The following is a 12,337-nucleotide window of genomic DNA, read 5'->3' on the forward strand; positions in this document are numbered from 1 at the left end:
GAGACGGGGTGGGGTGAACGTCCCTCAACTCGGGCACCGTTCGAAACGAACGACCTACCCCCCACCCCGCCGCGCGTTGCACGCGCGGCGACCCTCCCCCTCCAGGGGAGGGTAAGAGTCACACCTTCTCGAAATACGGCACCAATCTCCCCGCGAACGGCACGAATCGCGCCGTTACCTTGTCGCCGATGGAAAGGTCATTGTCGCCATGCGCCATCATGCGGAAGCCTTCGGACGTATCGACGAGCACGATGTTGTAGGGAACGTGCGCCCGGGTTTCGGGAGTCGCGGCGCGGCACACCAGGGAGGCGGCGTAGACCGTGCCGGCGCCGCTGGCGCGCTTCTCCACCGGATCCTGCGCGCCGCAGGCGACGCAGAAGCTGCGGCGGAAATATTGCAGGCCGCCGCAGGCAGCGCAGCGTTGATAGAGGATCGCTTCCGCGCCCGTGGTCCAGTCGGCGGGTTTTTGGCTCATCGCACCTGCTCCAGGAACATGCTGACATGCGACGACAGCACGCCGCCATCGCCATGCAGCAGCGCGACCGAGGCATCGCGCACCTGACGGTTGCCTGCGCGTCCCGTCATCTGCAGCTGGGTCTCGACCAGATGCGCCATCGCGCCGCCGACGCCGCAATGGCCGTAACTCAGCAGGCCACCATGGGTGTTGAGCGGCATCGCGCCGTCGCGGCCAAAATGCCCGGAGCGCACCCGTGCTGCCGCCTCACCGCGGCCGGCGAGCCCGAGGTCCTCCAGCAGCATCGCCAGCGTGATGGTAAAGCTGTCGTAGACCGCGGCATAGCGCACATCTGATATCGCGACACCAGCGGCCTGTTTCGCCTTGCCAATTGCAATCTCGGCGCCGAGTTCGCTCAACGCGGGGGCTGCCGTGACATGCTGATGGGTATGCGCCTGGGCGCAGCCGCGCACGCGCACGCCGGCCTCCCCGGTGCGTTCGCGGCTGATCACGAACGCCGCACCACCGTCCGACACCGGACAGCAATCCAGCAGCTTTAAGGGCATCGCCACCGGCTTCGAGGCCATTACGTCGGCCACACTGATGGCGTCGTGGAATTGCGCACCGGGATGGGTCAGCGCGTGGGCGCGCATCAGCACCGCGAATTCAGCGAGGTCTTCCTGCGTCACGCCATATTCGTGCATGTAACGCGAGGCGACCAGGCCGTAATAGGCCGGGATCGTCGGGCCCAGCGGCACCTCGTAGTCGGGATGGCCGACCTGCGCCAGCGCCAGGATCGACGCGTCGCGGCTCTGCCCGGTCAGCCGGTTTTCGCCGCCGACCACCAGCACGTGCCTGACGATGCCGGCCTCGACCAGGTGATGCGCCAGCATGGTCATGGCCAGGCCGGTGGCGCCGCCGACCTGGACGGCATGGGCGTAAGTCGGCTTGATGCCAAAATGCTCGGCGAACACGGTGGCCAGCATGATGTGCGGCGACACCGTCGAGTAGCCGCACAGAATGCCGTCGATCTCGCTTCGCTTCAGCCCGGCATCGGTAATCGCCAGTTGCGCAGCCTGGCTCATCAGGTCGAGCGAGGAAGAGCCCTCGTGTTTGCCGTAGGATGTGAGGCCAACGCCGGTGATGAAGCTCATGTCAGTACGATTTCATCTCAGTAAGATTTGGGCATGCCCAGCACCTTCTCGGCAATGAAGGAGAGAACGAGCTGCGGGCTGATCGGGGCGATGCGCGGGATCAGCGATTCCCGCAGATAACGCTCGACATGATATTCCTTGGCGTAGCCAAAACCGCCATGGGTCATGACGGCCTGCTCGCAGGCCTGGAAGCCGGCTTCGCCGGCGAGATACTTCGCGGCATTGGCCGCCGGGCCGCAGGGCAGGCCCTGGTCGTATTGCCAGCCGGCCGACATCACCATCAGCCACGCCGCTTCCAGCTCCATCCAGTTCTTCGCCAGCGGATGCTGGATCGCCTGGTTCTTGCCGATCGGGCGGTTGAACACGATGCGGCTTTTGGCATAGTCCGTGGCGCGCTTCAGCGCCACCTTGCCGAGCCCGACGGCTTCGGCGGCGATCAGGATGCGCTCCGGATTCATGCCGTGCAGGATGTATTCGAAGCCGCGGCCTTCCTCGCCGATCCGGTCCTCGACCGGAATTTCAAAATTCTCGAAGAACAGCTCGTTGGAGTCGACGGCCTTGCGGCCCATCTTCTCGATCTCATGCACCGCGACGCGCTTCTTGTCGAAGTCGGTATAGAACAGGCTGAGGCCGTGGGTCGGATTCTTGACCTCCTCCAGCGGCGTGGTGCGCGCCAGCAGCAGGATCTTGTTGGCGACCTGCGCGGTCGAGATCCAGACTTTCTGGCCGTTGACGACGTATCGGTCGCCGGTCAGCGCCGCGCGGGTCTTCAACTGCGTGGTGTTGAGGCCGGTATTCGGTTCGGTGACGGCGAAGCAGGATTTATCGCGGCCATCGACGATTCCCGGCAACATGCGCCGGCGCTGCGCGTCGGTGCCGAACACCACGACCGGATTGAGCCCGAACACGTTCATGTGCACCGCCGAAGCCCCGGACATGCCGGCGCCGGATTCGGCAATCGTCCGCATCATGATCGCGGCATCGGTGATGCCCAGACCCGAGCCGCCATATTCCTCGGGGATGCAGATGCCGAGCCAGCCGGCATCGGCCAGCGCGCGGTGGAAGTCGGCGGGATAGCCGCCCTCCTTGTCCTTCTTCAGCCAATAGGCATCGTCGAACCGGGTGCAGATCTTGCCGATCGCATCGCGGATCGATTCCTGGTTGGCGGTGAGTGTAAAATCCATAGCTCAATTCCTTGTAGCGGGCGCCGGTATGGTGACGCCGTCGCGGACCAGTGCGGCGATCTCGTCGGCGGAATAGCCGGCACTCCTGAGAATTTCCGCGCCGTGTTCGTTGAGACGCGGCGCCAGCCGCGCCGCCGGCTCGACCGGCGTGTCCGACCAGGTGGCGGCGACCTTCATGTTGCGGATTTTTCCTTCGGTCGGATGATCGACCACGGGAAAGAAGTCGGTCGCCACCAGATGCGGGTCCTGCAACATGCCCGCGAGGTCATGCATCGGCATCACGGGCACATCGGCCTTGACCAGCAGGTCGGTCCATTCGGCGGTGGTGCGGGTCTCGAGAATACGCGCGAGTTCGGCATAGACGGTGTCGATGTTGACGGCGCGGCCGGCAAAGGTCGCAAACTTCGGGTCGCGGCGCAGGTCATCACGTCCGGTCGCCGCGAAGAAATTTTCCCACTGCTTGTCGTTGTAGACGATGACGCAGATGTAGCCGTCTGACGTCTTGTACGGCCGCCGGTCGCGCGACAGATGCCGCGCATAACCGCCCTTGTCGAGCGGCGGCTCGTAGGTCAGGCCGCCCATGTGGTCGCCCATGACAAAGCCCGCCATGGTCTCGAACATCGGAATGTCGACGCGCTGGCCACGCCCGGTACGATCACGATGCACCAGGCTGGCGCAGATGGCACCGACAGCCGTCAAACCCACGATGCGGTCGACCAGCGCATTGGGCACGTAACGCGGCACGCCGTCGCTGGTCTGCGCCATCAGCGCGGGAAGCGCGGTGGCGCCTTGGATCAGATCGTCATAGGCGGGCTTTGCCGCATAGGGTCCGTCCTGGCCGAACCCGAACACGCCGGCATAGATCAGCTTGGGATTGACCTTCGAGACCACGTCATAGCCGAGTTGCAACCGCGCCATCGCCTGCGGCCGGACGTTGTAGACCAGCACATCGGCGCTCGCGATCAGCCGCAGCACGGCGTCGCGCCCGGCCGGCTTCTTCAAATCGAGGCAGATCGAGCGCTTGCTGCGGTTGGTGTTGAGGAACACCGGACCCATGCCGGGATGCCTCGTTGGGCCGATCTGCCGCGTCACGTCGCCGTCGGGCGTCTCGATCTTGATGACGTCGGCGCCGTAGTCCCCGAGCATCTGGGTGGCATAGGGCCCCATCAGCACGGTCGTCATGTCGATGACCTTGATGCCCTCGAGTGGTCCCATGGCGCGGTTTGCTCCCGATTACCTTGTTGCGCCTAGTAACGGTACGGGATCGCGAAGAGCAAGGCTTGTCAGGGTATGGGCGTATGCGTGCCGCCGGAAAGATTTCGTAGGGTGGGCAAAGCCAACGGGTCGCGCGAATGCGCGCCCGTTGGCGTGCCCACCATCTTTCAGCATCAGCAAGATGGTGGGCACGGCGCAAGAGCGCCTTTGCCCACCCTACGGATCATTACTTCGCCGGCTCCAGCACCGAGACGTAGTTCGCGACCGCCGCTCCGCCCATGTTGAAAATGCCGGCGAGTTTTGCGTTCTTGATCTGCATACCCTCGGGCGCCTGGCCGACCAGTTGCATCGCGCTCATCACATGCATGGAGACGCCGGTGGCGCCGATCGGATGGCCCTTGGACTTCAGGCCGCCGGAGGGATTGACCGGCAGCTTGCCGTCCTTCTGGGTCCAGCCTTCCTTGATGGCGCGGGCGCCCTGCCCGCGCGGCGTCAGGCCCATCGCTTCATACTCGATCAGTTCGGCGACGGTGAAGCAGTCGTGGGTTTCGACAAAGGACAGATCCGACAATTGCAGGCCGGCCGATTGCAGCGCGCGCTGCCAGGCCACGGTGCAGCCTTCGAACTGCAGGATGTCGCGCTTCGACATCGGCAGGAAATCCTGCGCATGGGCTGTGGCGCGGATGTGGACCGCCTTGCCCATGGTCTTGGCGGTTTCCGCATCGGCCAACACCAGCGCCGCGGCGCCGTCCGACACCAGCGAGCAATCGGTGCGCTTCAGGGGACCTGCGACGAATGGATTCTTCTCGCTCTCGGAGCGGCAGAATTCATAGCCGAAATCCTTGCGCATCTGCGCATAGGGATTGGACACGCCGTTCTTGTGGTTCTTGGCGGCGATCATCGCCAGCGCGTCGGACTGGTCGCCATATTTCTGGAAGTAGGCCTGCGCTATCTTGCCGAACACGCCGGCAAAGCCGCCGGGGGTGTCGCCGTCCTCGGGCAGATACGACGCGCGCAGCAGGTTACGGCCGATTTCGGCCGGCGGCGTCCGCGTCATCTGCTCGACGCCGACCACCAGAACGATCTTGGCGGCGCCCGCGGCAATTGCCCGGATGCCCTGATGCACCGCGGCCGAACCGGTGGCGCAGGCATTCTCGACCCGCGTCGCCGGCTTGAAGCGCAGCGCGGGGTCGGCCTGCAGCACCAATGATGCGGTAAAATCCTGCGGCGAGAAGCCGGCATTGAAATGCCCGAGCACGATTTCGTCGACATCCCCGGCGGAAATGCCCGCGTCGGCCAGCGCATCGACGGCGACCTTCACCACGAGGCTCTCGACGGTCTCGGTATCGAATTTGCCGAACGGCGTGTGCGCCCATCCGACGATGCTGGCTGTCATGGTCATTCTCCCTGTCTTGCTCGGGGTGTTATGTAGCCCATCGGCGAACGGACTTCACGCCGGTTTCAACGATTTCATGGCCCGATTGCACATGGCGGTTATGCCGGCCCAGTTGCCGGACCGGATATCCGTGGCCGGACACAACCAGGAACCGCCGACCGCAACCACATTCGGTTCAGCCAGCCACGTCGCCGCATTGGCCTCGCCAATCCCGCCGGTCGGGCAGAATCGCATGTCGGGAAACGGCCCCGCCAGGGCGCGAAGGGCCTTGATACCGCCGGATTGCTCGGCCGGGAAAAATTTGACCAGGCCAAACCCATGCGCCAGCGCCTGCATCAGTTCCGATGCCGTGGCGATCCCCGGCGCGAATGGCAATGGGCTTGCGGCGGCCGCCTTGAGCAATTCCGGGGTGCCGCCCGGGCTGATGCCGAAACGCGCGCCGATATCCTCCGCCCGCGCCAGATCCGCAGGGTTCAGGATGGTGCCGATCCCGACCACGGCGTCCGGCACCTCGGCCATGATGGCTTGCGCGGCCGGAATTGCCACTGGTGTCCGCAGCGTGACTTCCAGCACGCGCACCCCGCCCGCCACCAGCGCCCGCGCCCGCGGCACCGCGTCCTCGAGCCGCTCGATGGTCAGCACCGGAATGACGCAGCCGGAGCGCAAGAGGGCGGCGAGTTTTTCCTGTTTCGTCGTCATGGTGAGGCCTTACGAGAGGATCCCGGCCCAGGCAATATATCTGCAGGCATTGCCGAGCGCGGGATGATTGCACCGGGATAGCACACCACGACGCCGCCCAGGCGATGCCCCGCTTGCGCGGCTTCGACCGGTTCCGCGCCTGCGAGCCGCGCGGCAATGTAGGCCGCCGCGAAACTGTCCCCCGCCGCGGTGGTATCGACGACAGGCCGTGTGATTGGCTCCGGCCTTACCTCCGTTGAGGTTCCTTCAAACCGCACGATGCTCCCGGGGCTGAGAAGTTTCAGCACCGTTTCGTTGCAGGGAATGCGCGCCATCAGCTGTTCGTCGCTTTCGTAAGGGTATAGCGGCAGCAAATCTTCGGGCGAAGCCAGAACGATATCGGATACCGCAAACGCCTCGGCAAAGACGGCGCGCGCGACGTCGGGATCGGGCCAGCCACGGGCCCGATAGTTGGTGTCAAAGACGATCCGGCCGCCATGCTTTCGGGCGCTGCCGAGCGCATCGATCAACTTCGTCCGCCCTTGCGGGCTGTAGATCGACAGCGTGATCGCCGAGAGATAGACGACGTCATAGGTGGCGAGCGATTGCAGGATATCGCCGGTCTCCGGCAAATCCATCAGGCTGCGTGCGGCGGCGTTCTCGCGCCAGTGGAAGAACCGGCGATCGCCGAACGCGTCGGTCTGAATCATGTAGATGCCGGGCAATTTGCCTTTCAGCCGCGCAACCCGGCGGGTGCCTATGCCCTCGGTGGCCCACCCCACCACCATCTCGTCGCTCATGGGGTCGTCCCCCAGTGCGGTGATGTAGTCGACGCCGACGCCGAGCCTCGCCAGATAGACCGACGTGTTGAGGGTGTCGCCGCCATAGCCACGCGAAAACAGACCGCCTTCAGCCTGCTTCAGCTCGATCATGCATTCGCCGATGCAGGCTACTCTGGTCATGGATGCTCGGAAAAATTGCCGGTCTCTCAACCGTCATTGCGAGCGCAGCGAAGCAATCCATCTCACCCAGCAAAGAAAGAAAGAATGGATTGCTTCGTCGCAAGCGCTCCTCGCAATGACGTTGAGAACCTACGCGACGAACTTGCCGCCGAGTTCGTCCTCGATGTGAATCTTGATGATGTCATCGAACGTCTGTTCGGCGGTGGTGAAGCCGAGCTGGCGCGCCCGTTGGGCATCGAAATTGCGCGGCCATCCCGCGACGATGCCCATGATGAACGGATCAGGCTCACGCTTGATTCTTGCCGCCACCTTGTCGCCGGCCACCCGCTTCAAGGCCGCGATCTGCTCACCGACGGTGGCCGAAAGACCAGGCATGGTGAGATTGCGGCGCGCGCCCGCCGTGGCGCTGTCCATGGTCGCGGCGTGCAGCAGGAAACCCACGGTCGAGCGCGGCGAGGCATGCCAGTGGCGGACGTCCTCGGACACCGGCAACACCGCTTCCTTGCCGGCCAGCGGTTCGCGCAGGATATTGGAAAAGAAGCCGGAGGCCGCCTTGTTGGGCAGGCCCGGACGGATGCAGACGGTCGGCAACCGGATGCCGATGCCGTCCATGAAACCGCGCCGGGAATAATCCGCCAGCAGCAGTTCGCAAATCGCCTTCTGGGTACCGTAGCTCAGGAGCGGCGTATGGAAAAACTCGTCGCCGATCGCATCGGGGAACGGCGCACCGAACACCGCGATCGACGAGGTGAAGACGATCCGGGGTTTGTAGCCCTCGCCGGTGAGCCGGATGGCATCGAACAGCATCCGCGTGCCGTCGAGGTTGATGCGATAGCCCTTGTCGAAATCGAGCTCGGCTTCGCCGGAGACGATCGCCGCGAGGTGGAAAATCACGTCGGGCCGGTGCGCCACCAGCGGCGCAGCCGTGGCGGGGTCGGCGAAATCGCTGGTGACGATGCTGATCGGGATCGCCGCATTGGCGGGTTTGGTCGGCGCGACGACGTCATGCAGCGTCATCCGCGTGATCTCGCGGTCGCCGAGGCGGCCGTCGCGCAGCAGCCGCTCGGTCAGCTTGCGGCCGACCATGCCGGCGGCGCCCAGAACCAGAATATGCAAGACCCGACTCCTTGTTGTTTTTTGCTTTATAGCCTTTTCAAGCGAAGTGGGAACCGGCTCGCGGCAAGAAAACACGTCAGGAAGATGCGCCAGATCAAGAGCGGACGCGCGCCTGCCGGCTCACTCCTTGACGGCTCCGGTCATCGCCGACACGTAGTGCTCGACAAAGAACGCATAGAGGATCACCAGCGGCAGCGACCCCGCCAGCGCGCCCGCCATCAGCGAACCCCAGCGATAGACGTCGCCGTCGACGAACTCGTTGACGATCGCGACCGGCACCGTCTTGTTCTGTACCGAGGTGAGGAAGGTGAGCGCGTAGATGAACTCGTTCCAGCACAGCGTGAAGCAGAAGATGAACGCCGATATCAATCCGGGGATCGACAGCGGCAGCACGATCTTGGTCAGGATCTGCCAGCGGCTGGCGCCATCGATCAGGGCGCACTCCTCCAACTCGAACGGGATGGTCTTGAAGTAACCCATCAACAGCCAGGTCGAGAACGGAATCAGGATGGTCGGATAGGTCAGGATCAGTGCGAACGGCGTGTCGAACAGGCCGTACTGGAACACCACGGTGGCGAGCGGAATGAACAGGATCGAGGGCGGCACCAGATAAGCGAGGAAGATGAAACCGCCGACCCATTGCGCACCGCGATAGCGCAGCCGCACGATCGCGTAGGCGGCCAGCACGGAGGCCACGATCGACAGCACGGTGGCGCAGACCGCCACATACATCGTGTTCCACAGCCACAGCGGATAGTAGCTGTCAAACAACAGCTTATGAATGTGCTTGAACGTCGGATTCCAGGTCCAGAACGGATTGTAGGTGTTGAGATCGAGCAGCTGCTCGTCCGGTTTGACCGCGGTGAGCGCCATCCAGTAGAACGGGAACAGCAGCACGATCACGATGATCGACAGCGGCAGATAGAGCGTCACCATCCGCCGCGGCAGCGACTCCAGGTAGCTCATGCCGACGCTGTGATCGTCGGCCGCCACGGTGCGTGCCGATCCCGACAGCACGGCTTTGAGGTCGACGGGCTGTGTGCGCAGATCAGTCATTGTTTTCACCTTGCTGCCACTTGCGCCGCTGCAGTCCGAACCAGGACACCATGATCGCCGCCAGCAGGAACGGAATCATCGCATTGGATATGGCCGCGCCCTCGCCGAGCACGCCGCCGATGATCGCGCGCTGATACGACAGCGTCGCCATCAGATGAGTCGAATTGACCGGACCGCCGCGCGTCATCGCCCAGATCAGCTGGAAGTCGGTGAAGGTGAACAGCACCGAGAAGGTCATGACGACGGCGATGATCGGGGTCAGCAGCGGATAGGTGATGTTGCGGAACATCTGCCAGCGGGTCGCGCCGTCGAGGGTGGCGGCCTCATAGAGCGAGGGAGAAACGGTCTGCAGGCCGGCCAGCAGCGTGATCGCGACGAACGGCACGCCGCGCCAGATGTTGGCGAAAATCACGCATGCCCGCGCCCAGTAGACATCGCCGAGGAAATTGATGTTCTCGGTGATCAATCCCATTTCCTTCAGCGACCAGGAGATGATCGAGAACTGCGAATCGAAGATCCACCAGAACGCCAGCGCCGACAGCACGGTAGGAACGATGAACGGGATCAGCACCAGCGCGCGAAGCATCGCCTTGAACGGCATGTTCTCGTTCAACAGCAGCGCGAGATAGAGACCGATGCCGAATTTGATGGCGCTCGCGACGAAGGTGTAGAGCAGCGTATTGAACACCGATAGCCAGAAGATCGAATCGTCCCAGAGCCATTCGTAATTTTCAAGTCCGACGAACGCGCCGGGGCGGCCGATCCGCGCATCCGTGAACGAGATCCAGATTCCGAGCCCCAGCGGATAGGCCAGGAAGAAGATCAGGAACGCCATCGCCGGAAGCATGAACCAGAGGGCGATGAAGTTGCGATTGGACTTGACCTGCTGCCACGCGGTCGCCTCGCGGATCGGCGGCCTGGCGGCCCGGGGTTGCACTGCGATGTCAGCCATTAACGGAATCCCGCATTAAAATCGGCAAACGCGCCGTCTCCACTCGCATGAACGCAAGAACTCAAGAAGCAGGAACGGCGGCATTCGTGCCGTGTCGCTGGTCGGCGGACGGGCGGCAATTGCTTGCCGCCCGCCCGGTTACCTCTCAACGATAGATGCGCTTCAACTGGCGCTCGGCGATCGCGATCGCGCCGGCGGCGGTCTCGCGGCCGGTGGCGTAGTTGGCGAACATGTCGACTACCAGGAAGTCGGCGATCGCGGTCGCCGCCTTCTCGCCGGGGGTGCCGATGCCGGAAGCCGGCAAGGCGCGCTTGCTGGCCTGGCTGAACACCTGGTTCTTCGGGTCGGCGGTCCAGACCGGCGAGTTGTCATAGGAGTTGAGCGTGTGGGTGAGATAGCCCCGCGCGCCGGTCAGCCACTTGTCGTAGTTTTCCTTCTCCAGCATGAAGGCGATGAAGGCTTTCGCGGCGTTCGGGTACTTGGTGAACTTGAACGCCAGGATCGGAACGCAGAGCTGCAGTTCGGTCGGCTTGCCGACCGGACCGACCGGCCACAGCGCGTGATAGGTGTCCTCGGTGAGCTCTTTCTTGGTCGGATCATCCTTGGCCGCGACGTAGATCGAGATGCCGTTGGCGGTGCAATGCAGATCGCCCGACAGATAGATCTTGTTGTTCGACGAGTCGTTCCAGGACGCCGCGCCGGGCAGGAAGGTTTCCGACAGCGCCTTGCAGTATTCCAGCGCCTTCAGGGTCTCCGGCGAGTTGATGATGACCTTGTTGTTCTTGTCGACGGTGTAGGCGCCGTGACCCCACAGCACCCAGTGCAGCCATCCATTGGCGTCGCCCGAGGCGTGGCCGAGCGGGAAGCCGGCCGGTGTGTTGTTCTTCTTCAGCGCCTTGCACAGTTCGAGGAAGCCCGGGAAGTCCTTCGGGAATTCCTTGAAGCCGGCCTTCTCCATCGACGATTTGCGATAGGTCATGTAGCCGCCGATGGTGGCGACGGGAATGCCGAGCCAGTCGTTGCCCTGCTTGCAGGTAACGGCGGCCGCGTCGGTCCATCCGCCGTATTTCTTGCCGAGATAATCGGCGACGTCGTTCATCTTCAGAACCTGGGTCGGGAACAGCTGCGGCAACGTGTGCAGGCCCCAGGCCAGATCGAGACCCTGCCCGGTGTTGGCGGCGACCGAAGCCTTCGGCTGCACGTCCTCGAAGGACTCGCTGAACACGTTCATTTCGGTGCCGGTGGCGGTCTTGAAGGCGGCGACCATGGCGTTGAAGGCGTCGTCCTCGGCCGGCACGAAACGCTTCCAGCGCATCACGGTGAGCTTGGCGCCCTTCTCCGCCTTCCAGGGCGATGCCTGCGCCCAGGCCTTGGCGAAATCGAGCAGAGCGGGCCCGGTCAGTGCGCCGGTTGCAGCAAGCGCGGTGCCGCCCTGAAGCAGGCTACGGCGGGTAAAGTCATGCATAGTCGATCCTCCCTTTTGGATTTGATTATGTTTTTTAGTTCAGTCGCTTCCCGGTGGTCTCGTCGAACAGATGCACGAGCGCCGGATCCGGTTTCAGCCGGATCTTGTCGCCCGGATTGAATTGATGACGCTCGCGGAACACGGCGACGACCTGCTCGCCGCCGAGCTTGGCAAACACCTGGGTTTCCGAGCCGGTCGGCTCGACCACCACGATCTCGGCCTCCACGCCGTCGTCGGCAATGGTGAAATGCTCGGGCCGGACGCCGTATACCGCGGGCCGGCCTTCGGAATTGGCGGGCGCCGAGGCCAGCGGCAGCTTGACGCCGTTCGGTCCCTCGAACGAGGCGGAGCCGTTCGACTTCACCTGACCTTTGAGGAAGTTCATCGCCGGCGAGCCGATGAAGCCCGCCACGAACTGGTTGTCCGGCTTGTCGTAGAGTTCGAGCGGGGTGCCCATCTGTTCGACGACGCCGTCATGCATCACCACGATCTTGTCGGCCATGGTCATGGCCTCGATCTGGTCGTGGGTGACGTAGACCGTCGTGGTCTTCAGCCGCTGATGCAGCTCCTTGATCTCGGTGCGCATCGCCACCCGCAGCTTGGCATCGAGGTTGGACAAGGGCTCGTCGAACAGGAACACCTGTGGGTCGCGCACGATGGCGCGTCCCATCGCCACGCGCTGGCGCTGGCCGCCGGACAATTGCC

12 protein-coding genes are annotated in these 12,337 nt (G+C 63.7%); all 12 read right to left on the minus strand.

Annotation, left to right across the window (positions count from 1 at the left end):
• Positions 1-118: 118 nt before the first annotated feature.
• Entirely contained in the window at positions 119-475 is a 357-nt protein-coding gene (locus tag Q7T45_RS23950) for a Zn-ribbon domain-containing OB-fold protein (protein ID WP_304874160.1), read from the minus strand.
• Positions 472-1,608 carry a thiolase family protein gene (locus Q7T45_RS23955; RefSeq protein WP_304874163.1) on the minus strand — a complete coding sequence of 379 codons (1,137 nt, stop codon included), beginning with the start codon at positions 1,606-1,608 and terminating at the stop codon, positions 472-474. Before Q7T45_RS23955 ends, Q7T45_RS23950 begins: the two co-directional genes overlap by 4 nt.
• Before the next feature lie 17 nt (positions 1,609-1,625).
• Positions 1,626-2,792, minus strand: coding sequence for an acyl-CoA dehydrogenase family protein (locus Q7T45_RS23960; protein WP_304874166.1), 1,167 nt, complete (start codon positions 2,790-2,792; stop codon positions 1,626-1,628).
• A gap of 3 nt (positions 2,793-2,795) precedes the next feature.
• On the minus strand, positions 2,796-4,007 hold the full coding sequence (locus Q7T45_RS23965; RefSeq protein ID WP_304874167.1) for a CaiB/BaiF CoA-transferase family protein: 1,212 nt from the start codon (positions 4,005-4,007) through the stop codon (positions 2,796-2,798).
• A 226-nt stretch (positions 4,008-4,233) separates the two neighbouring features.
• Positions 4,234-5,403 (minus strand): acetyl-CoA acetyltransferase, encoded by a 1,170-nt coding sequence (locus Q7T45_RS23970; RefSeq protein WP_304874169.1) that lies wholly within the window; start codon positions 5,401-5,403, stop codon positions 4,234-4,236.
• A 54-nt stretch (positions 5,404-5,457) separates the two neighbouring features.
• Entirely contained in the window at positions 5,458-6,102 is a 645-nt protein-coding gene (eda, locus tag Q7T45_RS23975; protein WP_304874170.1) for a bifunctional 4-hydroxy-2-oxoglutarate aldolase/2-dehydro-3-deoxy-phosphogluconate aldolase, read from the minus strand.
• Positions 6,099-7,043 carry a sugar kinase gene (locus Q7T45_RS23980; RefSeq protein ID WP_304874172.1) on the minus strand — a complete coding sequence of 315 codons (945 nt, stop codon included), beginning with the start codon at positions 7,041-7,043 and terminating at the stop codon, positions 6,099-6,101. Before Q7T45_RS23980 ends, eda begins: the two co-directional genes overlap by 4 nt.
• Before the next feature lie 129 nt (positions 7,044-7,172).
• Entirely contained in the window at positions 7,173-8,159 is a 987-nt protein-coding gene (denD, locus tag Q7T45_RS23985) for a D-erythronate dehydrogenase (protein ID WP_304874174.1), read from the minus strand.
• 120 nt (positions 8,160-8,279) lie between these two features.
• Entirely contained in the window at positions 8,280-9,215 is a 936-nt protein-coding gene (locus Q7T45_RS23990) for a carbohydrate ABC transporter permease (RefSeq protein WP_304874175.1), read from the minus strand.
• On the minus strand, positions 9,208-10,167 hold the full coding sequence (locus Q7T45_RS23995; protein WP_304874177.1) for a carbohydrate ABC transporter permease: 960 nt from the start codon (positions 10,165-10,167) through the stop codon (positions 9,208-9,210). The genes Q7T45_RS23990 and Q7T45_RS23995 overlap by 8 nt, the downstream gene beginning before the upstream one ends.
• 145 nt (positions 10,168-10,312) lie before the next feature.
• The gene (locus Q7T45_RS24000) at positions 10,313-11,632 is read right to left on the minus strand and encodes an ABC transporter substrate-binding protein (protein ID WP_304874179.1); all 1,320 of its coding nucleotides are present in this window, start codon (positions 11,630-11,632) and stop codon (positions 10,313-10,315) included.
• Between the two features lie 34 nt (positions 11,633-11,666).
• Positions 11,667-12,337 (minus strand): ABC transporter ATP-binding protein (locus tag Q7T45_RS24005; protein WP_304874181.1); only part of this gene is annotated, 671 nt, incomplete at its 5' end.

The organism is Bradyrhizobium sp. (assembly GCF_030646015.1).
Taxonomy (GTDB): domain Bacteria; phylum Pseudomonadota; class Alphaproteobacteria; order Rhizobiales; family Xanthobacteraceae; genus Bradyrhizobium.

Bases quoted from the DNA above. Each gene is read 5' to 3' on its own strand.
- Q7T45_RS23970 (WP_304874169.1), bottom strand. From the start codon at position 5,403: ATGACAGCCAGCATCGTCGGATGGGCGCACACGCCGTTCGGCAAATTC.
- eda (WP_304874170.1), bottom strand. From the start codon at position 6,102: ATGACGACGAAACAGGAAAAACTCGCCGCCCTCTTGCGCTCCGGCTGC.
- Q7T45_RS23980 (WP_304874172.1), bottom strand. From the start codon at position 7,043: ATGACCAGAGTAGCCTGCATCGGCGAATGCATGATCGAGCTGAAGCAG.
- Q7T45_RS23955 (WP_304874163.1), bottom strand. From the start codon at position 1,608: ATGAGCTTCATCACCGGCGTTGGCCTCACATCCTACGGCAAACACGAG.
- Q7T45_RS23965 (WP_304874167.1), bottom strand. From the start codon at position 4,007: ATGGGACCACTCGAGGGCATCAAGGTCATCGACATGACGACCGTGCTG.
- Q7T45_RS23990 (WP_304874175.1), bottom strand. From the start codon at position 9,215: ATGACTGATCTGCGCACACAGCCCGTCGACCTCAAAGCCGTGCTGTCG.
- Q7T45_RS23950 (WP_304874160.1), bottom strand. From the start codon at position 475: ATGAGCCAAAAACCCGCCGACTGGACCACGGGCGCGGAAGCGATCCTC.
- Q7T45_RS23995 (WP_304874177.1), bottom strand. From the start codon at position 10,167: ATGGCTGACATCGCAGTGCAACCCCGGGCCGCCAGGCCGCCGATCCGC.
- Q7T45_RS23960 (WP_304874166.1), bottom strand. From the start codon at position 2,792: ATGGATTTTACACTCACCGCCAACCAGGAATCGATCCGCGATGCGATC.
- Q7T45_RS24000 (WP_304874179.1), bottom strand. From the start codon at position 11,632: ATGCATGACTTTACCCGCCGTAGCCTGCTTCAGGGCGGCACCGCGCTT.